General features: G+C 60.4%; 15 protein-coding genes and 1 riboswitch. Of the genes, 11 read left to right on the forward strand and 4 right to left on the reverse strand.

What is annotated here, in order from left to right:
• Positions 1–4 precede the first annotated feature (4 nt).
• Positions 5–610 (forward strand): 3-isopropylmalate dehydratase small subunit, encoded by a 606-nt coding sequence (gene leuD / locus AFK63_RS15055; protein ID WP_038864907.1) that lies wholly within the window; start codon positions 5–7, stop codon positions 608–610.
• A 139-nt stretch (positions 611–749) separates the two neighbouring features.
• On the opposite strand, the gene AFK63_RS15060 is transcribed toward leuD, so the two are convergent.
• Both AFK63_RS15060 and sgrT read right to left on the reverse strand, forming a co-directional pair.
• Entirely contained in the window at positions 750–1,928 is a 1,179-nt protein-coding gene (locus AFK63_RS15060; RefSeq protein WP_038864909.1) for a sugar efflux transporter, read from the reverse strand.
• 119 nt (positions 1,929–2,047) lie between these two features.
• Positions 2,048–2,212: a glucose uptake inhibitor SgrT gene (gene sgrT, locus AFK63_RS20670; RefSeq protein WP_071603734.1), complete on the reverse strand. Its 165-nt coding sequence runs from the start codon at positions 2,210–2,212 to the stop codon at positions 2,048–2,050.
• 86 nt (positions 2,213–2,298) lie between these two features.
• On the opposite strand from sgrT, the gene sgrR reads away from it, so the two are divergent.
• From sgrR to thiQ, 4 genes are all read left to right on the forward strand, one after another.
• Positions 2,299–3,963 carry an HTH-type transcriptional regulator SgrR gene (gene sgrR / locus AFK63_RS15065; RefSeq protein WP_038864911.1) on the forward strand — a complete coding sequence of 555 codons (1,665 nt, stop codon included), beginning with the start codon at positions 2,299–2,301 and terminating at the stop codon, positions 3,961–3,963.
• Positions 3,964–3,998: 35 nt separating this feature from the next.
• Positions 3,999–4,100: riboswitch (TPP riboswitch) on the forward strand.
• A 32-nt stretch (positions 4,101–4,132) separates the two neighbouring features.
• Positions 4,133–5,116, forward strand: coding sequence for a thiamine ABC transporter substrate binding subunit (gene thiB, locus AFK63_RS15070; protein WP_038864913.1), 984 nt, complete (start codon positions 4,133–4,135; stop codon positions 5,114–5,116).
• Entirely contained in the window at positions 5,092–6,702 is a 1,611-nt protein-coding gene (gene thiP / locus AFK63_RS15075; protein ID WP_038864915.1) for a thiamine/thiamine pyrophosphate ABC transporter permease ThiP, read from the forward strand. The genes thiB and thiP overlap by 25 nt, the downstream gene beginning before the upstream one ends.
• Positions 6,686–7,387 (forward strand): thiamine ABC transporter ATP-binding protein ThiQ, encoded by a 702-nt coding sequence (gene thiQ / locus AFK63_RS15080; protein ID WP_038864917.1) that lies wholly within the window; start codon positions 6,686–6,688, stop codon positions 7,385–7,387. Before thiP ends, thiQ begins: the two co-directional genes overlap by 17 nt.
• On the opposite strand, the gene AFK63_RS15085 is transcribed toward thiQ, so the two are convergent.
• Entirely contained in the window at positions 7,381–8,151 is a 771-nt protein-coding gene (locus tag AFK63_RS15085; RefSeq protein WP_038864919.1) for a DedA family protein, read from the reverse strand. The two genes, thiQ and AFK63_RS15085, sit on opposite strands and share 7 nt — an antisense overlap.
• A 116-nt stretch (positions 8,152–8,267) precedes the next feature.
• Positions 8,268–9,113 carry an arabinose operon transcriptional regulator AraC gene (gene araC / locus AFK63_RS15090; protein ID WP_144420909.1) on the reverse strand — a complete coding sequence of 282 codons (846 nt, stop codon included), beginning with the start codon at positions 9,111–9,113 and terminating at the stop codon, positions 8,268–8,270.
• Positions 9,114–9,452: 339 nt separating this feature from the next.
• Between araC and araB the strand changes: the two genes are divergently transcribed.
• The 6 genes from araB to rluA all read left to right on the forward strand — a co-directional run bounded on the left by araB (position 9,453) and on the right by rluA (position 19,659).
• Complete coding sequence (araB, locus tag AFK63_RS15095; RefSeq protein ID WP_038864924.1) at positions 9,453–11,165, forward strand: ribulokinase; 1,713 nt, start codon at positions 9,453–9,455, stop codon at positions 11,163–11,165.
• Positions 11,166–11,175: 10 nt separating this feature from the next.
• A complete protein-coding gene (gene araA, locus AFK63_RS15100) occupies positions 11,176–12,678 on the forward strand; it encodes an L-arabinose isomerase (protein ID WP_038864926.1) in 1,503 nt (500 codons plus the stop codon).
• A gap of 83 nt (positions 12,679–12,761) precedes the next feature.
• A complete protein-coding gene (araD, locus tag AFK63_RS15105) occupies positions 12,762–13,457 on the forward strand; it encodes an L-ribulose-5-phosphate 4-epimerase (protein ID WP_038864928.1) in 696 nt (231 codons plus the stop codon).
• A gap of 132 nt (positions 13,458–13,589) precedes the next feature.
• The gene (gene polB / locus AFK63_RS15110; protein ID WP_038864930.1) at positions 13,590–15,950 is read left to right on the forward strand and encodes a DNA polymerase II; all 2,361 of its coding nucleotides are present in this window, start codon (positions 13,590–13,592) and stop codon (positions 15,948–15,950) included.
• 133 nt (positions 15,951–16,083) lie between these two features.
• Entirely contained in the window at positions 16,084–18,990 is a 2,907-nt protein-coding gene (gene rapA / locus AFK63_RS15115) for an RNA polymerase-associated protein RapA (RefSeq protein WP_038864932.1), read from the forward strand.
• 12 nt (positions 18,991–19,002) lie between these two features.
• Positions 19,003–19,659, forward strand: coding sequence for a bifunctional tRNA pseudouridine(32) synthase/23S rRNA pseudouridine(746) synthase RluA (gene rluA / locus AFK63_RS15120; protein ID WP_038864934.1), 657 nt, complete (start codon positions 19,003–19,005; stop codon positions 19,657–19,659).
• Positions 19,660–19,701: the final 42 nt, after the last annotated feature.

Consider the following 19,701-nt stretch of genomic DNA (forward strand, 5'->3'; position numbering starts at 1 on the left):
CACCATGGCAGAGAAATTTACCCAACACACCGGTCTGGTGGTTCCGCTGGATGCGGCGAACGTGGATACCGACGCGATTATCCCGAAGCAGTTTCTGCAAAAGGTCACCCGCACCGGCTTTGGCGCACACCTGTTTAACGACTGGCGCTTTCTGGACGACAAAGGCGAGGTGCCGAACCCGGAGTTCGTCCTGAATTTCCCGGAGTATAAGGGCGCGTCGATTCTGCTGGCGCGCGAGAACTTCGGCTGCGGCTCGTCGCGCGAGCACGCGCCGTGGGCGCTGACCGATTACGGTTTTAAAGTGGTGATTGCGCCGAGCTTCGCTGACATCTTTTACGGCAACAGCTTTAACAACCAGCTGCTGCCGGTGACGCTCAGCGATGAAGAGGTGGACGAAATGTTCGCGCTGGTCAAAGCCAGTCCAGGCATTCGCTTTGAAGTGGATCTGGACGCACAGGTGGTGAAAGCGGGCGAGAAGTCTTATCACTTCGACATTGACGCGTTTCGACGTCACTGCATGATGAACGGGCTGGACAGCATTGGGCTGACGCTGCAACACGACGATGCCATCGCCGCGTATGAGAAAAAACAGCCCGCGTTTATGGGCTGAGTTTTACAGCTTTTGCAGTGGCCCTGCGGGTACGCGCGGCTTACCCGCCATCAAACCAACCGCACCCGCCATAAAAAAGGTGGGTGCGCCACGCTTACCCACCCTGGATATCGCCCCCTTTACTCGGGCGTCATCCGCTTTAAACGTCTTTCACCCGGCTCGTCAGCCACAGCGCTAACACTGACACCCCGGCAATCACATAATAGACAGCATAATGCCCGAAGGTCTCCACCAGCGCTCCCTGCACAACGCCTGCGAGGATAACGCCGGTCGAAATGCTGTTGGTAAATAGCGTGGTCGCCGAGCCCGCTCGCCCCGGCATAAGATCCTGAAACCAGATCATGCCGATCCCGGCGACAATCCCGATAAACACCGCGTTAAACAGCTGTAACCCCAGTAGCGCCTCGCGGCTGTGAAAGAGATTCAGCCCCGCGTAGAACACCACGCCCGCCCCCACCGCCAGCAGCATCATCGGTTTTTTACCGAATCGCTTCACGTAAAAACCGGCCAGCAGCATCGCCGGGATCTCAAGCCCCGCCGCAGTGCCCATCAGCACGCCCGCGAGGCTTTCCGGCAGCGCTAAATCCTGGCTCACCCACAGCGGCATATCGATGATATACATCGTGTTGCAGGCCCACATCAGCACAGAAGCGATAAACAGCATCCGCACGTTTTTATCTTTCCAGCCGCTCACCTGCGTCAGCGCCACATCGGCGGGTTGCTCAATACGCGCTACCGACGGCAATGCGAAGAAGATAATCGTCAGGCTCAGGATGAAGATTCCGGCGGCAATCAAAAACATGGTGGTAAAGCCGAAACTCAGCGCCAGCATGAACGACAGCGGCGGCCCGATAACCCAGGCGAGCGACAGCTGGGCGCGCATCACCGAGCTGAACATCACCGCCTCGCGGGCCGAGTTATCGGCATATTCACGCGCGAGAGCAAACAGCTGCGGCATGGCGGTATTCGCGAGCGACGCCAGCAGCACGCCTGCGGTAATCAGCGTCAGGTAGTGGCGGTTAAAGGCGAACAGCACGCAGTTTGCAACGGCCATTACACAGCAAAAGAGGATAAGTTTACGTCGGTCGCCCCGGCTGTCGGAGCGCTTCGCCAGTAACAGGCTTACCGCAATCCCGGCGATGGCGTTAACGGTGTAAAACAGCCCCACCCAGAACGGCGGCGCGCCGACTTCACGGCTCAGAAACAGGCTCAGCGTCGGCGCCTGTAGCGCCCCCGCCACGCCCATCATAAAAGCGACAATCATAAAGGCGAGATAGACCAGATTGAGACGTCTTGCAGGCGTGAGGAACCACAACATCGGGCGCATCCTTTCGTTTAAGGCGGGCGGAAAAGTGTTCATCATAGACGAAAAAAGCCAGCAGTAGCACACTGCTGGCGGGTGAAAAGCACCAATACTCAGTTACACGTGATGTCTGCTTAACGGCGCTTAAACGTCACCGGGAAAGTCGTCTCCCACTGCATCACATCATTCAGCATCCGTTGCGGCGTCTGACAACTCAGGCGGGCCAGCCATGAGCCAGAAAGACGTTTTGTTGCACTGAAATACCGTTGGTAAAACCTGCCCGTTGCTGACGTTTTCATAAGCACCTCCGCTTTCATCGAAGAGAAGTATTGCCGTAATATAGGGAATATTAAATTGATGAGTTTCCCGCAGGAGTTCCCCTTTTATGCCTTCAGGTCGTCTGCAACAGCAATTCATCCGCCTGTGGCAATGCTGCGACGGCAAGCCCCAGGAAACCACGCTCAATGAACTGGCGGATCTGCTGAACTGTTCGCGTCGCCATATGCGGACGTTGCTGAACGCGATGCAGGCGCGCGGCTGGCTGACCTGGGACGCCGAAGCCGGGCGCGGCAAGCGTTCGCGGCTGCGTTTTCTCTATACCGGGCTCGCGCTTCAGCAGCAGCGGGCGGAAGATCTGCTGGAGCAGGACCGGATCGATCAGCTGGTGCAGATCGTTGGCGACAAATCCGCCGTGCGTCAGATGCTGCTCTCGCATCTTGGCCGTAGCTTCCGTCAGGGGCGTCATATCCTGCGCGTGCTCTACTACCGCCCGCTGCAAAACCTGCTGCCCGGCAGCGCGCTGCGCCGCTCAGAGACCCATATCGCCCGGCAAATCTTTAGCGGGCTGACGCGCATAAACGAGGAAAACGGGGAACTGGAAGCGGATATTGCTCATCACTGGCAGCGTATTTCCCCTTTTCACTGGCGTTTTTTTCTGCGCCCCGGCATTCATTTTCATCATGGCCGCGAACTCGACATGCTCGATGTCATCAGCTCGCTGCAACGCATCTGCGCCCTGCCGCTTTACGCGCATCTCCGTCAGATAGTCTCCCCTACCGCCTGGACGCTTGATATTCACCTGAGCGAGCCGGATGACTGGCTGCCGTGGCTACTCGGCAGCGTACCGGCGATGATCCTTCCACGCGAATGGCCGGATCTGCCGAAATTCGCCAGTCAGCCGGTCGGTACCGGCCCCTACGCGGTGGTACGCAATAATAGTACGCAGCTGAAAATCCACGCCTTCGACGACTATTTCGGCTACCGGGCGCTTATTGACGAAGTGAATTTTTGGGTACTGCCTGAAATCGGCGAAGAGTTAAGCTGCGCCGTTCAGCTTGAGGGTCCGACGCGTGAGCCGGAAGAAAAAGCCGTCGAAAGCCGTCTCGAAGAGGGCTGCTACTACCTGCTGTTTGATTCCCGCTCGCGCGTCGGCGCGATGCCGCAGGTACGGCGCTGGGTAAGCCATCTGTTCACGCCCGCGCGCCTGCTGCATCGCGCCGCGCCGCAATATCAGCGCATCTGGTTCCCGGCCTACGGCCTGCTGCCGCGCTGGCACCACGCGCCGCAAATTCTGGAGGCGCAAAAGCCCGCCGGGCTGGAGCGCCTGACGCTCACGTTTTATGGCGATCACATCGAGAACCGGATAATCGGCGCGCTGCTGCGCGATATTCTGGCGCAGGAACAGGTTGAGCTGGAGCTGCGTGAAGTGAGCTACGAGGAGTGGTATCAGGGAGAGATAACCAGCGATCTGTGGCTGAACAGCGCCAATTTCACGCTGCCGCTTGATTTCTCGCTGTTCGCGCAGCTGTGCGAAGTGCCGCTTATCCAGCGCTGTATCCCGCTCGACTGGCAGGGCGACGCGCAGCGCTGGCGCACCGGCGCGCTTAACCTGCCGCAGTGGTGCCAGACAATGCTGGAGCGGCAAGACATATTACCGCTTATCCACCACTGGCTGATGTTACAGGGCCAGCGCAGCATGCGCGGCGTACGGATGAATACGCTCGGCTGGTTTGATTTTAAATCCGCCTGGTTTGCGCCGCCCGAGCCGTAACCCTTTCGCAACATTACGCAAATCATTACAATGGGCCGTTCTCAACGGGGTGCCGCCGGAAAACCGACGCGCTGAGATAATACCCGTCGAACCTGATCCGGATAACGCCGGCGAAGGGATTTGAGGCTACTGCTCAAAATCCTTTGCCCCCATTTGATAAAGGTGCAAAGTGTTAAAAAAACTGCTTCCGCTGCTGGCGCTGGTCGCCGTCCCGGTTTTCGCCAAACCCGTACTGACCGTCTACACCTACGATTCCTTCTCCTCCGAATGGGGTCCTGGCCCGAAAATCAAAACCGCTTTTGAAGCCGAGTGCGGCTGTGAGCTGAAATACGTGGCGCTGGAAGATGGCGTGTCGCTGCTCAACCGCCTGCGTATGGAAGGCAAGAACAGCAAAGCTGATGTGGTGCTGGGGCTCGACAACAACCTGCTCCAGGCTGCCACCGCGACCGGGCTGTTTGCGAAAAGCGGCGTTCCGGCCGGTGACGTCAACATCCCGGGCGGCTGGAACAACGACACCTTCGTGCCGTTCGACTACGGCTGGTTCGCCTTTGTCTATGACAAAAACAAGCTGAAAAACCCGCCGAAAAGCCTGAAAGAGCTGGTGGAAAGCGATCAGAAATGGCGCGTTATTTATGAAGATCCGCGTACCAGCACGCCGGGGCTTGGCCTGCTGCTCTGGATGCAGAAAGTCTACGGCGACAAAGCGCCGGACGCCTGGCAAAAACTCGCCGCGAAAACCGTCACCGTCACGAAGGGCTGGAGCGAAGCCTATGGCCTGTTTCTGAAAGGCGAAGGCGATCTGGTACTGAGCTACACCACCTCGCCGGCTTATCACATCATTGAAGAGAAAAAAGATAACTACGCCGCCGCGAACTTCAGCGAAGGCCACTATTTGCAGGTGGAAGTCGCCGGGCGCACCGCCGCCAGCAAACAGCCGGAACTGGCGGAAAAATTCCTTAAATTTATGGTTTCACCGGGTTTCCAGAACGCGATCCCGACCGGCAACTGGATGTATCCGGTCGCGGCTGTCACGCTGCCGGAGGGCTTCAACGCGCTGACGAAACCGCACACCTCGCTGCAATTTACCTCTGAGGACGTGGCCGCGCAGCGCGCCCAATGGACGAGCGAATGGCAACGCGCCGTGAGCCGCTAACACCGGGCTGGCTCTGGCCCGGCCTCATCGCCGCCCTGCTGATGGCGGCGGTGGCGCTGGCGGCCTTCACGGCGCTCTGGACGCACGCGCCGCACACCGATGCCCGCGCCCTGCTGAACGACAGCTATCTGTGGCATGTGGTGCGCTTCTCCTTCTGGCAGGCGTTTCTCTCGGCCCTGATCTCCGTCGTGCCTGCCATTCCTCTTGCCCGCGCCCTCTATCGCCGCCGCTTTCCGGGGCGGCGAACCCTGCTGCGCCTGTGCGCCATGACGCTGATCCTGCCCGTGCTGGTGGCGATCTTCGGCCTGCTCAGCGTCTACGGGCGCAGCGGCTGGCTGGCCGCGCTCTGCGCGGCGCTTGGCATCGAATGGTCTTTTTCGCCCTACGGCCTGCAGGGCATTCTGCTGGCGCACCTCTTTTTTAATATGCCGATGGCGACCCGCCTGCTGTACCAGACCCTGACGCAGATCCCCGGCGAACAGCGCCAGCTGGCCGCCCAGCTTGGCATGCGCGGCTGGGATTTTTTCCGGCTGGTGGAGTGGCCCTGGCTGCGCCGCCAGATCCCGCCGGTGGCGGCGCTGATTTTTATGCTCTGCTTCGCAAGCTTCGCCACGGTACTGGCGCTCGGCGGCGGGCCGCAGGCCACTACCATTGAGCTCGCCATCTACCAGGCATTGAGTTACGACTATGACCCGGGACGCGCGGCGCTGCTCGCGATTCTCCAGATGGGCTGCTGCCTGTCGCTGATCCTGCTGAGCCAGCGTCTTAGTAAAGCGATCCCGGTGGGCGCGACGCTGGTGCGCGGCTGGCGCAACCCGGAAGATTCGTGGCGCAGCAAACTGACCGACGCGCTATTAATTACCGCCGCGCTGCTGCTGTTGCTGCCGCCGCTGCTGGCGGTGCTGGTGGATGGCTTACGCGGCGACATGGGGCACGCGCTGGCCGACCCGGCGCTGTGGCGCGCGCTCTGGACATCGCTGCGCATCGCGCTTTGCGCGGGCCTGCTGTGCGTCATCCTGACCATGATGCTGCTCTGGAGCACCCGCGAGCTTTACCTGCGACACCGCCGTCTCGCCGGGCAGAGCCTGGAGCTTTGCGGCGTGCTGATCCTCGCCATGCCGGGCATCGTGCTGGCGACCGGTTTTTTCCTGCTGCTGAACGCCACTGTCGGGTTGCCAGCGCGCGCCGACGCGATAGTGATTTTCACCAACGCGCTGATGGCTATCCCCTACGCCCTGAAAGTGCTGGATAACCCGATGCGCGATATCGCCGCGCGTTATGGCGCGCTCTGCGCGTCGCTTGAGATACGTGGGCTGAACCGGCTGCGGCTGGTAGAGGCGCGCGCGTTGCGCGTACCGCTCGCGCAGGCGATGGCCTTCGCCTGCGTGCTGTCGATTGGCGATTTCGGCGTGGTGGCTCTGTTCGGTAATGAGGATTTCCGCACGCTGCCCTTTTATCTCTATCAGCAGATCGGCGCTTATCGCAGCGACGCAGGCGCGGTGACGGCGTTGCTGCTGCTGCTACTCTGTTTTCTGTTGTTCACCTTGATTGAAAAACTTCCGGGGCGCCATGCTGACACTGACTGATCTCACCTGGCTGTATCACCATCTGCCGATGCGCTTTACGCTCGACGTCCGCGAGGCCGAGCGGATAGCGGTGCTGGGGCCAAGCGGCGCGGGTAAAAGCACGCTACTCAATCTGATTGCCGGGTTTCTCGCCCCCGCGAGCGGCACGCTGCGCCTCGCGGGCGAAGATCATACCCATACGCCGCCGTCACAACGCCCGGTGTCGATGCTGTTTCAGGAAAACAATCTGTTTAACCATCTGACGGTGCGCCAGAACATCAGCCTCGGGCTCTCGCCCGGCCTGCGGCTGGACGCGCAGCAGAAGCGTCAGGTGGAAGAGATGGCCGGTAAAATGGCGATTGGCGACCTGCTGGAGCGGCTGCCCACGGCGCTCTCCGGCGGTCAGCGCCAGCGGGCCGCGCTGGCGCGCTGCCTGGTACGCCAGCGCCCTATATTGCTGCTCGACGAGCCGTTTTCCGCGCTCGATCCGGCGCTACGTCAGGAGATGCTGACGCTGCTTGAGCACCTCTGCGTAGAAGAAGGTACGACGCTTTTAATGGTATCGCACAGCGTGGAAGACGCGGCGCGCATCGCGCCACGCAGTCTGGTGGTCGTGGAAGGCCGCATCGTCTGGGACGGCCCCACCGCGCAGTTGCTGAGCGGCGAGGCCAGCGCATCGGCGCTGCTCGGCATCACGCCTCACTGAGCGCCGGTCACCACTTTCCAGAGAATAGCGCGGTAGACAGGCATCAGTGGATGGCTCTGGATAGCAAACAGCGCCGCTCCCGCCGCCACCGCCACGCCGGGCGCCAGCCAGTGCAGACGCGCGCGCGGCAGGTAGCGCGTAAGGCGGTCTTCGGTTTTGCCGCTGCGCCACCAGCGCCAGAGCAGCCACGCCGCGAACCATGTCAGCAGCGCCACTCCGCCTAACAGCCATTTAAACGCGCCGCTTTTCATCTCTGGCGGGATATCGATGGCGGCGCCCGCCAGAATGCCCGGCAGAAAGTAGAACGGCGGCCAGAGCAGGCAGCCGAGGATATTCGGCGGCAGGAATTTACGCACCGGCAGGTCAAGCATGCCCGCCACCATCGGCACCAGTGGGCGAGTCGGCCCGACGAATCGTCCGACGAGAATGGTAAACAGGCTGTGCTGATGCAGCGCGTGTTCGGTTTTATCGAGCAGCGCCTTATGCTTTTTCAGGAAAGACCAGCGGTGAAGGGGCTTTTTAAAGCGCCAGCCGAGCCAGAAAGAGATCCAGTCGCCGAGCAGGCAGCCGATAATCCCCGCCGCCCAGGCTTCGTAGAAATTCACCTCGCCGCTGCCAATCAGCGCGCCGAGCGCGGCCATCAACACGGTGCCGGGCAGCAGCAGCCCGACCAGCGCCAGAGACTCAAGGAACGCTACCAGCGCAATGGCAATCAGCGAATACGCCACTGACTGAGTGATAAAGTGTTCCAGCAAAGCTTCCATAACGCATCCGGTAAAGTGACGAAGAGAGGATTCTCCTGAGCGCCATGTCCTGCGTCAAGACATCCTTCTTTAACCATACTTTACTTTACCAGGCATGACACAACGCCCGCCCTGCCTTACTCACATCCGGCGCGGAATTCGCTCGGGCTCGCCCCGGTACATTTTTTAAAGACGCGCGAGAAATAGAGCTGATCTTCAAAGCCAACATTGCGCCCGACGCTCGCAATCGGCATACGTGTGGTGCTGAGCAGCAGCTTCGCCTGGCTGATGCGCTGATCCTCGCGCCAGCTCAGCACGCTGACGCCCAGTTGCTGGCGGAACAGATGCGACAGCCGCGACGGCGACAGACAGACGTGCTGCGCCACGCTTGCGATATCAAAATGGCTGTCGGCCAGATGATCGCTGATGTACTGGCAGGCGTCGCGCACACGGCTGTCGAGCGGCGCCTTCAGCGATTCGCTGATCGCCTCGACGCGGCGCAGCAGCAGTTGTTCCAGCAGGTTGATAGCCAGCAGCTCGGCATAGCGCCCCGGCCCCTGTGCGGCGTCGATGATCGCCTGAAACAGCGCCGAGAACTGCTCGTGATGCGCTTCATCCGGGCGATAAAACCCGGTCTGGCCGAAAATCGCCGGCCAGTTCAGCCATTCATGCCAGTAGGCGCGCGGGCGAAAGTAGACCCACTGGTGATACCACTCTTTCGCCTCCGGGCTGCGGCCATAGTGATGCACTTCGCCAGGCGGGAACAGCAGCATATCGCCGGGGCGGCAGAGATATTCCTTACCCTGATTTTTCACCACGCCTTCGCCGCGCACCGTCAGGTTGAGAATAAAGCCTTTCATGCCGAGCGGCCGGTCGATAAAGAAATCGAGATAGCTTTCGGACTCAATCGGCGTCAGTCCGGCCACCAGGTGGGCGTTGAACGAGTAACCGGGCAGCAGAGGATCGTTTTGCGTTTCAGCCATTTTCACGGCGCTCCGAAGCGAGAGTGAAGAAACCATTTGTCCATATCGTCATTTTAGCCGGAACCGGCAGGTACGGGGGCGCGCTTCAGGGCGACGCCCGCAGCTTAAGCCCGCTTTATTACAGAAAATAACCTGTATTGCCGTCGCTGTCAGGCTTTTTAATACATAACCAAAGTGTCTATAAGCGCGGCAGAAATGTCCACATCGAATATTTGCGTGGCGTCACAAATTCTCGCTTCACAGCATTTTTATCCATAAGTTCAGCGGATCCACCCTGACCCTTTTGACGGGGTAAAACTAATGTTCTCTCCATGTTTGTTTATCGCATGGAGTATGAAGATGGCTATTGCGCTGGGACTCGATTTTGGCAGCGACTCGGTTCGGGCTTTGGCGGTGGATTGCGCCACCGGCGCCGAACTTGCCACAAGCGTTGAGTGGTATCCACGCTGGCAGGAGGGGCGCTATTGCGACGCGGCCCGCAACCAGTTCCGCCATCACCCGCGGGATTACATTGAATCAATGGAAGCGGCGCTGAAAACCGTGCTGGCGGAACTCTCGCCACAACAGCGCGCCGCCGTGGTGGGCATCGGCGTAGACAGTACCGGCTCGACCCCTGCCCCCATTGACGCCAGCGGCAACGTGCTGGCGCTCAACCCTGAATTTGCCGACAACCCCAACGCGATGTTTGTGCTCTGGAAAGATCACACCTCGGTGGAAGAAGCGGAAGAAATTACCCGCCTGTGCCATACGCCGGGCAAAGCGGATTACTCGCGCTACATCGGCGGTATTTACTCCAGTGAATGGTTCTGGGCCAAAATTCTGCATGTGACGCGTCAGGACCGGGCGGTCGCGCAGGCCGCCGCCTCGTGGATTGAGCTGTGCGACTGGGTGCCCGCCTTACTCTCCGGCACCACGCGTCCGGCGGATATTCGCCGCGGCCGCTGCAGCGCCGGCCATAAATCGCTGTGGCACGAGAGCTGGGGCGGCCTGCCGCCGGCGAGCTTCTTCGATGAGCTCGACCCGTTGATTAACCAGCATCTCGACTATCCGATGTTTACCGACACCTTCACCGCCGACATCCCGGTGGGCAACCTCTGCGCCGACTGGGCGCAGCGCCTCGGCCTGCCGGAAAGCGTGGTTATCTCCGGCGGCGCGTTTGACTGCCATATGGGCGCAGTGGGCGCAGGCGCTCAGCCGAACACGCTGGTGAAAGTTATCGGCACCTCCACCTGCGACATTCTGGTGGCGGAAAAAGCGGACGTCGGCGAACGCGCCGTGAAAGGCATCTGCGGTCAGGTAGATGGCAGCGTCGTGCCGGATTTCATCGGGCTGGAAGCAGGCCAGTCGGCGTTCGGCGATATGTATGCCTGGTTTGGCCGCCTGCTCGGCTGGCCGCTCGACAAACTGGCGCAGCAACATCCGGAACTGAAACCGCAGATCGACGCGAGCAAAAAACAGCTGCTGCCTGAACTGACCGAAGCCTGGGCGAAAAACCCGTCGCTCGATCATCTGCCGGTGATCCTTGACTGGTTCAATGGCCGCCGCACGCCGTTCGCCAACCAGCGCCTGAAAGGCGTTATCACCGATCTTAACCTCGCCACCGATGCGCCGCTGCTGTTCGGCGGGCTGATTGCCGCCACCGCCTTCGGCGCGCGCGCCATTCAGGAGTGCTTTATCGACCAGGGGATCGCCGTGAACAACGTGATGGCGCTCGGCGGCATCGCCCGTAAAAACCCGGTGATCATGCAGGTCTGCTGCGACGTGCTAAACCGCCCGCTGCAAATCGTCGCCTCCGATCAGTGCTGTGCGCTGGGCGCGGCCATCTTCGCCGCCGTCGCCGCAGGCGCGCATGCCGACATTCCGCAGGCGCAGCAGGCGATGGCAAGCCAGATTGAGAGCACGCTACAGCCGCAGCCAGAGCGTGCCGCACGCTTCGAACAACTCTATCGCCGCTTCCAGCAATGGTCGCAAAGCGCGGAACAACACTATCTCCCTTCAGCCGCCACCCCGCAGTCTGCCGAGCGCGCAGACCAGGCGGCCCTGACACATTAAGGACACGATGATGACAATTTTCGATCAATATGAAGTGTGGTTTGTGATTGGCAGCCAGCACCTTTACGGCCCTGAAACGCTGCGTCAGGTGAATCAGCACGCCGAACAGGTGGTGAATGCGCTGAACGCCGAAGCGAAACTGCCATGCAAGCTGGTGTTAAAGCCGCTCGGCACCACACCGGACGAAATCACCGCCATCTGTCGTGACGCTAACTATGACGATAAATGCGCAGGCCTGGTGGTGTGGCTGCACACCTTCTCGCCAGCCAAGATGTGGATCAACGGCCTCTCCATCCTCAACAAACCGCTGCTGCAATTCCATACCCAGTTCAACGCGCAGATCCCGTGGGGCAGCATCGACATGGACTTTATGAACCTGAACCAGACCGCCCACGGCGGCCGCGAGTTCGGCTTCATCGGCGCGCGTATGCGTCTGCAACACAGCGTCGTGACCGGCCACTGGCAGGATAAACAGTCTCAGGGGCGTCTTGGCGCGTGGATGCGTCAGGCGGTGTCGAAACAGGACACCCGCCATCTGAAAGTGGCGCGTTTTGGCGACAACATGCGTGAAGTCGCGGTGACCGAAGGGGATAAAGTCGCGGCGCAGATCAAGTTCGGCTTCTCAGTGAACACCTGGGGCGTGGGCGACCTGGTGGCTATCGTTAACGACGTCAGCGAAGGCGATATCAACGCACTGGTGGATGAATATGAAAGCAGCTACCGCCTGACTGCCGCCGCGCAGATCAACGGTGATAAACGCCAGAACGTTATCGACGCGGCGCGCATCGAGCTTGGCATGAAGCGCTTCCTGGAGGACGGCGGTTTCCACGCCTTCACCACCACCTTTGAAGATCTGCATGGCCTGAAGCAACTGCCGGGCCTCGCGGTTCAGCGCCTGATGCAGCAGGGCTATGGCTTTGCGGGCGAAGGCGACTGGAAAACCGCCGCGCTGCTGCGCATCATGAAAGTGATGTCCGCTGGCCTTGAAGGCGGCACCTCCTTTATGGAGGACTACACCTACAACTTCGAGAACGGCAACGACATGGTGCTGGGCTCTCACATGCTGGAAGTCTGCCCGACCATCGCCACGCCGGAAAAACCGATCCTCGACGTGCAGTACCTTGGCATCGGCGGCAAAGCCGATCCGGCGCGCCTGATCTTCTCCACCACCACCGGCCCGGCGGTGAACGCGAGCCTTATCGATCTGGGCGATCGCTTCCGTCTGCTGGTGAACTGCGTTGACGCGGTGGAAACGCCGCACGCCCTGCCGAAACTGCCGGTCGCCAACGCGCTGTGGAAAGCCCAGCCGGATCTGCCGACCGCCTCAGAAGCCTGGATCCTCGCCGGCGGCGCGCACCACACCGTCTTCAGCCAGGCGCTGACGCTCGACGACATGCGCCTGTTCGCCGAAATGCACGACCTTGAACTTGCCGTTATCGACAACGACACCCGCCTGCCCGCCTTTAAAGACGCGCTGCGCTGGAATGAAGTCTATTACGGCCTCAAACGTTAACGCACTGCTGCCCGGCGGCGCTCGTTGACCGGCCTGTGATATCGCAGGCCGCACACGACGCGCCCTCCGGCATGGAGACGACAATGTTAGAAGAACTCAAGCGTCAGGTACTGGAAGCCAATCTGGCGCTGCCAAAGCACAATCTGGTGACGCTGACGTGGGGTAACGTCAGCGCCGTCGACCGCGAGCGCGGCGTGTTTGTTATCAAACCCTCCGGCGTCGATTACACCGTGATGACCGCCGAGGATATGGTGGTGGTCAGTATTGAGACCGGCGAAGTTGTCGAAGGCACCAAAAAGCCCTCTTCCGATACCCCGACTCACCGGCTGCTCTATCAACAGTTCCCATCCATCGGCGGCATCGTGCATACCCATTCGCGCCACGCCACCATCTGGGCGCAGGCGGGCTTGCCGATCCCGGCGACCGGCACCACGCATGCCGACTATTTCTACGGCGAGATCCCCTGCACCCGTAAAATGACGGATGAAGAGATCAATGGCGCGTATGAATGGGAAACCGGCGTGGTGATAGCCGAAACCTTCCGCGAACAGGATATTGACCCGGCCCAGATGCCCGGCGTGCTGGTGCACTCCCACGGGCCTTTCGCCTGGGGCAAAGATGCGGTCGACGCGGTGCATAACGCGATCGTGCTGGAAGAGGTCGCCTATATGGGCATCTTCTGTCGCCAGCTCGCGCCCGAACTGCCCGCGATGCAGCAGACGTTGCTGGATAAACACTACCTGCGTAAACACGGCGCGAAAGCGTATTACGGGCAGTAGCACCGTTCCCACAGGCGCAGCGCTGGTCGGCCCTGCGTCGCCCGTCGGGCAACGGCACAACTGTATAAAACCCCAGCAAAACACCGCCAGCCAGGCTATAATCACGCCTGGTTTTTTACGTGAGTACGCAGCGTGTCTGAAGCGCATCAGGGGTTTATTTTAAGCCGTCACTGGCGGGATACACCGCAGGGAACGGAGATTGAGTTCTGGCTGGCGACGGACACCGGGCCGCTGCGGGTTTGCCTGCCGCCGCAAGAATCGGTGGCGTTTATTCCTGAGGCCGAGCGTCCTCGCGCCGAAAGCCTGCTGGCGCACGAGAACGACGCACGCTTCGCCTCGCTCGTCCTGAAAGATTTTCAGCGTCAGCCGGTATGCGGCCTCTATTGCCGCTCGCACCGTCAGCTGATGCGTCTTGATAAGCTGCTGCGCGAAAACGGCGTGACGGTCTACGAGGCGGATATCCGCCCGCCGGAGCGCTTTCTGATGGAGCGCTTTATCACCGCCCCCGTGTGGGTCAGCGGCGAGCGTCAGGGCGAGCGGCTCATCAACGCGCGCCTCAAGCCCAATCCGCTCTATCGCCCGCCCCTTAAATGGGTGTCGCTGGATATCGAAACCACCCGCCACGGCGAGCTTTACTGTATCGGCCTTGAAGGCTGCGGCTCCCGCGTGGTGTACATGCTCGGGCCGGAGAACGGCGACGCCCGCGGCCTCGATTTTGAGCTGGAATATGTCGCAAGCCGCCCGCAACTGATTGAAAAACTGAACGCCTGGTTTGCAAGGCACGATCCGGATGTGCTGATTGGCTGGAATGTCATTCAGTTCGATCTGCGTATGCTGCAAAAACATGCCGAGCGCTACGGCGTGCCGCTGCGGCTCGGGCGCGGCGGCACCGATCTGGAGTGGCGTGAGCATGGTTTTAAAAATGGCGTCTTTTTCGCGCAGGCCCCCGGGCGGCTGATTATCGACGGCATCGAAGCGCTCAAATCCGCCTTCTGGAATTTCTCGTCGTTTTCGCTGGAGGCGGTGTCGCAGGAGCTGCTCGGCGAAGGCAAAGCCATCGACAACCCGTGGCAGCGCATGGATGAGATTGATCGCCGTTTCGCCGAGGATAAACCCGCGCTCGCTACCTATAACCTGAAAGACTGCGAGCTGGTGACGCGCATTTTCCATAAAACGGAGATCATGCCGTTCCTGCTGGAGCGCGCCACGGTCAACGGCCTGCCAGTTGACCGGCACGGCGGCTCGGTGGCGGCGTTCAGCCATCTCTATTTTCCGCGTATGCACCGCGCGGGTTTTGTCGCGCCGAATCTCGGCGCGGTGCCGCCCCAGGCAAGCCCCGGCGGCTATGTGATGGATTCGCAGCCCGGCCTGTATGACTCAGTGCTGGTGCTGGATTACAAAAGCCTTTATCCGTCGATTATTCGCACCTTTTTAATCGACCCGGTCGGCCTGGTGGAAGGACTCCGGGCGCCGGATCAGACAAAGAGCGTGGAAGGCTTTATCGGCGCCTGGTTTTCACGCGAAACGCACTGCCTGCCGGAGATCGTCACGCAGATCTGGCAGGGGCGAGAAGAGGCCAAACGGCTTGGCAATAAACCGCTTTCCCAGGCGCTTAAAATCATAATGAACGCGTTTTACGGTGTACTTGGCACCAGCGCGTGCCGCTTCTTCGATCCGCGCCTCGCGTCCTCTATTACCATGCGTGGCCATGAAATCATGCGTCAGACCAAAGCGCTTATCGAAGCGCAGGGCTACACGGTGATTTACGGCGACACTGACTCCACCTTCGTCTGGCTGAAAAGCCCGCACAGCGAAGCGGAAGCCGCGCGCATAGGTCAACGGCTGGTGACGCACGTCAACGCGTGGTGGAAACAGCATCTGCAGGAGAGCATGGGGCTTGAGAGCGCGCTGGAGCTGGAGTTTGAGACCCACTTCTGTCGTTTTCTGATGCCGACGATCCGCGGCGCGGAGATGGGCAGCAAGAAGCGCTACGCGGGCCTGATTCAGGAAGGCGAGAGCCAGCGTATGGTGTTTAAGGGGCTGGAGACGGTGCGTACCGACTGGACGCCGCTCGCCCAGCAGTTTCAGCAGGATCTCTACCTGCGGATTTTCCGCCGCGAGCCCTATCAGGATTACATTCGCGACACCATCGCCCGGCTGATGGCGGGCGAACTGGATGACAGACTGGTGTATCGCAAGCGCCTGCGCCGCCCGCTCAACGAATATCAGCGCAATGTGCCGCCGCATGTTCGCGCAGCAAGGCTCGCCGATGAGCATAACGCGCGCCTCGGGCGTCCGGCGCAGTACCAGAACCGCGGCACTATTAAGTATGTCTGGACGGTAAACGGCCCGGAGCCGGTGGATTATCAGCAGGGCGCGCTCGACTACGATCACTATTTAACGAAGCAGTTACAGCCCGTCGCGGATGGGATCTTACCGTTCATGGAAGATGACTTTGCTACACTGATGACAGGGCAGATGGGGCTTTTTTGACACGTGACGAACGTCCTGGCATCCAGTACCATAGCGCCCTTTTCACATCACCCTGATTGCGACCCCCCGCCTGCGCGCAGGCGGGAGTCATACTATTGCCTGCAAATCTGATAAGAGAATAGAGCCGATATATATGCCTTTTACACTTGGTCAACGCTGGATCAGCGATACGGAAAGCGAACTGGGACTGGGCACCGTAGTGGCGATCGACGCCCGCATGGTGACGCTGCTTTTCCCGGCTACCGGTGAAAATCGTCTGTATGCCCGAAATGACTCCCCGGTCACCCGCGTCATGTTCAACCCGGGCGATACCGTGACCAGCCACGAAGGCTGGCAGTTGAAAGTGGATGAAGTAAAGGAAGAAAACGGCTTACTTATTTATATCGGCACCCGTCTGGATACGCTTGAGGAAAATGTCACGCTGCGTGAAGTGTTCCTCGACAGCAAACTGGTGTTCAGCAAACCGCAGGACCGCCTGTTCGCCGGTCAGATTGACCGCATGGACCGTTTCGCCCTGCGCTTTCGCGCCCGCAAATACCAGAGCGAACAGTACCGGATGCCGTGGAGCGGCCTGCGCGGCCAGCGTACTAACCTTATCCCCCACCAGTTGAATATCGCAAACGACGTGGGTCGCCGCCATGCGCCGCGCGTCCTGCTGGCGGACGAAGTGGGTCTCGGTAAAACCATCGAAGCCGGGATGATCATTCACCAGCAGTTGCTCGCGGGCGCCGCTGAGCGCGTACTGATTGTCGTGCCGGAAACGCTCCAGCACCAGTGGCTGGTGGAGATGCTGCGCCGCTTCAACCTGCGGTTCTCCCTGTTTGACGACGAGCGCTATACCGAAGCCCAGCACGAGTCCGACAACCCCTTTGAAACCGAACAGCTGGTTATCTGCTCGCTGGATTTCGTGCGCCGCAACAAGCAGCGCCTTGAGCACTTGTGCGATGCCGAGTGGGATCTGCTGGTGGTGGACGAAGCGCACCATCTGGTCTGGAGCGAAGACGCGCCGAGCCGCGAGTATCAGGCCATTGAACAGCTGGCCGAACGCGTGGCGGGCGTGCTGCTGCTGACCGCGACGCCGGAACAGCTCGGCATGGAGAGCCACTTCGCGCGCCTGCGCCTGCTGGACCCGAGCCGCTTCCACGATTTCGGGCAGTTTGTCGAAGAGCAGCAGAACTACCGCCCGGTGGCAGACGCCGTCGCGCTGCTGCTGGCGGGGACGCATCTGAACGATGAACAGCTCAACGCCTTGAGCGAGCTTATCGGCGAGCAGGATATCGAGCCGCTGCTGCAAACCGCCAACAGCGACCGCGATGGCGCCGAGGCGGCGCGTCAGGAACTGGTGTCTATGCTGATGGACCGCCACGGCACCAGCCGCGTGTTGTTCCGCAACACCCGCAACGGCGTGAAAGGCTTCCCGCAGCGCGAGCTGCACACCATTAAGCTGCCGCTGCCGACCCAGTATCAGACCGCCATTAAAGTCTCCGGCATCATGGGCGCGCGAAAATCTGCCGAAGAACGCGCCCGCGATATGCTCTACCCGGAGCAGATTTATCAGGAATTTGAAGGCGACAGCGGCACCTGGTGGAACTTCGACCCGCGCGTGGAGTGGCTGATGGGCTACCTCACCAGCCATCGCTCGCAAAAAGTGCTGGTGATCTGCGCCAAAGCGGCCACCGCGCTGCAGCTGGAGCAGGTGCTGCGCGAGCGCGAAGGCATCCGCGCCGCTGTGTTCCATGAAGGCATGTCGATTATCGAGCGCGACCGCGCGGCGGCCTGGTTTGCCGAAGAAGATACCGGCGCGCAGGTACTGCTGTGCTCGGAAATCGGCTCCGAAGGCCGTAACTTCCAGTTCGCCAGCCAGCTGGTCATGTTCGACCTGCCGTTCAACCCCGATCTGCTGGAGCAGCGTATCGGCCGTCTGGACCGTATCGGCCAGGCGCACGATATCCAGATCCACGTGCCGTATCTCGAGAAAACCGCGCAGTCGGTGCTGGTGCGCTGGTATCACGAAGGCCTGGACGCGTTTGAGCATACCTGCCCGACCGGCCGCGCCATTTACGACAGCGTTTATGAACGGCTTATCGGTTATCTGGCCGCGCCGGAAAACACCGACGGCTTCGACGACCTCATTCAGGCGTGCCGCAAGCAGCACGATGAGCTGAAAGCGCAGCTCGAACAGGGCCGCGACCGCCTGCTGGAGATCCACTCCAATGGCGGCGAAAAAGCTCAGCAACTGGCTGACGCCATCGCCGAACAGGATGACGACACGGGTCTGGTGAACTTCGCCATGAACCTCTTCGATATCGTGGGCATTAACCAGGACGACCGCGGCGAGCATATGATTGTGCTGACCCCTTCCGATCATATGCTGGTGCCGGATTTCCCGGGCCTGCCGGAGGATGGCTGCACCATTACCTTTAACCGCGACGTGGCGCTGTCTCGCGAAGACGCGCAGTTCATCACCTGGGAGCATCCGCTTATCCGCAATGGCCTGGATCTGATCCTCTCCGGCGATACCGGCAGTTGCACCATTTCGCTGCTGAAGAACAAGGCGCTACCGGTCGGCACACTGTTGCTGGAGCTGATTTATGTCGTGGAAGCCAAAGCGCCGAAGCAGTTGCAGCTTAACCGCTTCCTGCCGCCGACGCCGGTGCGCATGCTGCTCGATAAAAACGGCAATAACCTGGCAGGCCAGGTGGAGTTTGAAAGTTTTAACCGTCAGCTGAGCGCCGTTAACCGCCATACCGGCAGCAAGCTGGTGAATGCGGTACAGCAAGAGGTGCATGCGATAATCCAGGGCGGTGAAGCGCAGGTGGAAAAAGCGGCACGCGAACTTATCGACGCGGCGCGCCAGGAAGCCGATGACAAACTTTCCGCCGAGCTTTCCCGTCTCGAAGCGTTGCGCGCCGTGAACCCGAACATTCGCGACGACGAACTGGCGGCGATTGAAACTAACCGCCAGCAGGTGCTGGAGAATCTTAACCAGGCGAGCTGGCGACTGGATGCGCTGCGTCTCATCGTGGTGACTCACCAGTAACCGGAGCGATACATGCTGGACGCCTACAACCCGCCGCAGGAGCCCTGGCTGCTCATCCTTTATCAGGATGAGCACATCATGGTGGTGAATAAACCCAGCGGTCTGCTCTCCGTGCCAGGCCGGCTCGATGAGCATAAAGACAGCGTGATGACCCGTATCCAGCGCGATTTCCCGAACGCGGAGTCGGTACATCGCCTGGATATGGCCACCAGCGGGGTGATTGCGGTCGCGCTGACCAAAGCCGCGGAGCGCGAACTTAAGCGCCAGTTTCGCGAGCGCGAGCCGAAAAAGCAGTATGTGGCGCGAGTCTGGGGCCACCCGGAGAAGGCGGAAGGGGTTGTGGATTTGCCGCTGATTTGCGACTGGCCGAACCGGCCGAAGCAAAAGGTCTGTTTCGAAACCGGTAAAGCGGCGCAAACCGAGTATGAGGTGCTGGAATACGCGGACGACAATACCGCCCGCGTGCTGCTAAAGCCGATTACGGGACGCTCGCATCAGCTGCGCGTGCATATGATGGCGCTTGGTCATCCGATCCTCGGCGATAAGTTTTATGCTACGCCGCAAGCGCTCGCGCTTGCGCCACGGCTGCTTCTGCACGCCGAGCAGCTCACCATCACTCACCCGGCTTACGGCTCGCCGATGACGTTCCGGGCGCCTGCGGATTTTTAAGCCGCTCGTTATATAATTAAAGAAAAAGAGACGCCATAGCGT

Source organism: Cronobacter muytjensii ATCC 51329 (genome assembly GCF_001277195.1).
GTDB classification, from domain to species: domain Bacteria; phylum Pseudomonadota; class Gammaproteobacteria; order Enterobacterales; family Enterobacteriaceae; genus Cronobacter; species Cronobacter muytjensii.

Excerpts from the sequence above, each read along its gene's own strand:
- leuD (WP_038864907.1), top strand. The coding sequence starts at position 5 with ATGGCAGAGAAATTTACCCAACACACCGGTCTGGTGGTTCCGCTGGAT.
- AFK63_RS15060 (WP_038864909.1), bottom strand. The coding sequence starts at position 1,928 with ATGTTGTGGTTCCTCACGCCTGCAAGACGTCTCAATCTGGTCTATCTC.
- sgrT (WP_071603734.1), bottom strand. The coding sequence starts at position 2,212 with ATGAAAACGTCAGCAACGGGCAGGTTTTACCAACGGTATTTCAGTGCA.
- sgrR (WP_038864911.1), top strand. The coding sequence starts at position 2,299 with ATGCCTTCAGGTCGTCTGCAACAGCAATTCATCCGCCTGTGGCAATGC.
- thiP (WP_038864915.1), top strand. The coding sequence starts at position 5,092 with ATGGCAACGCGCCGTGAGCCGCTAACACCGGGCTGGCTCTGGCCCGGC.
- thiQ (WP_038864917.1), top strand. The coding sequence starts at position 6,686 with ATGCTGACACTGACTGATCTCACCTGGCTGTATCACCATCTGCCGATG.
- AFK63_RS15085 (WP_038864919.1), bottom strand. The coding sequence starts at position 8,151 with ATGGAAGCTTTGCTGGAACACTTTATCACTCAGTCAGTGGCGTATTCG.
- araC (WP_144420909.1), bottom strand. The coding sequence starts at position 9,113 with ATGGCTGAAACGCAAAACGATCCTCTGCTGCCCGGTTACTCGTTCAAC.
- araB (WP_038864924.1), top strand. The coding sequence starts at position 9,453 with ATGGCTATTGCGCTGGGACTCGATTTTGGCAGCGACTCGGTTCGGGCT.
- araA (WP_038864926.1), top strand. The coding sequence starts at position 11,176 with ATGACAATTTTCGATCAATATGAAGTGTGGTTTGTGATTGGCAGCCAG.
- araD (WP_038864928.1), top strand. The coding sequence starts at position 12,762 with ATGTTAGAAGAACTCAAGCGTCAGGTACTGGAAGCCAATCTGGCGCTG.
- rapA (WP_038864932.1), top strand. The coding sequence starts at position 16,084 with ATGCCTTTTACACTTGGTCAACGCTGGATCAGCGATACGGAAAGCGAA.
- rluA (WP_038864934.1), top strand. The coding sequence starts at position 19,003 with ATGCTGGACGCCTACAACCCGCCGCAGGAGCCCTGGCTGCTCATCCTT.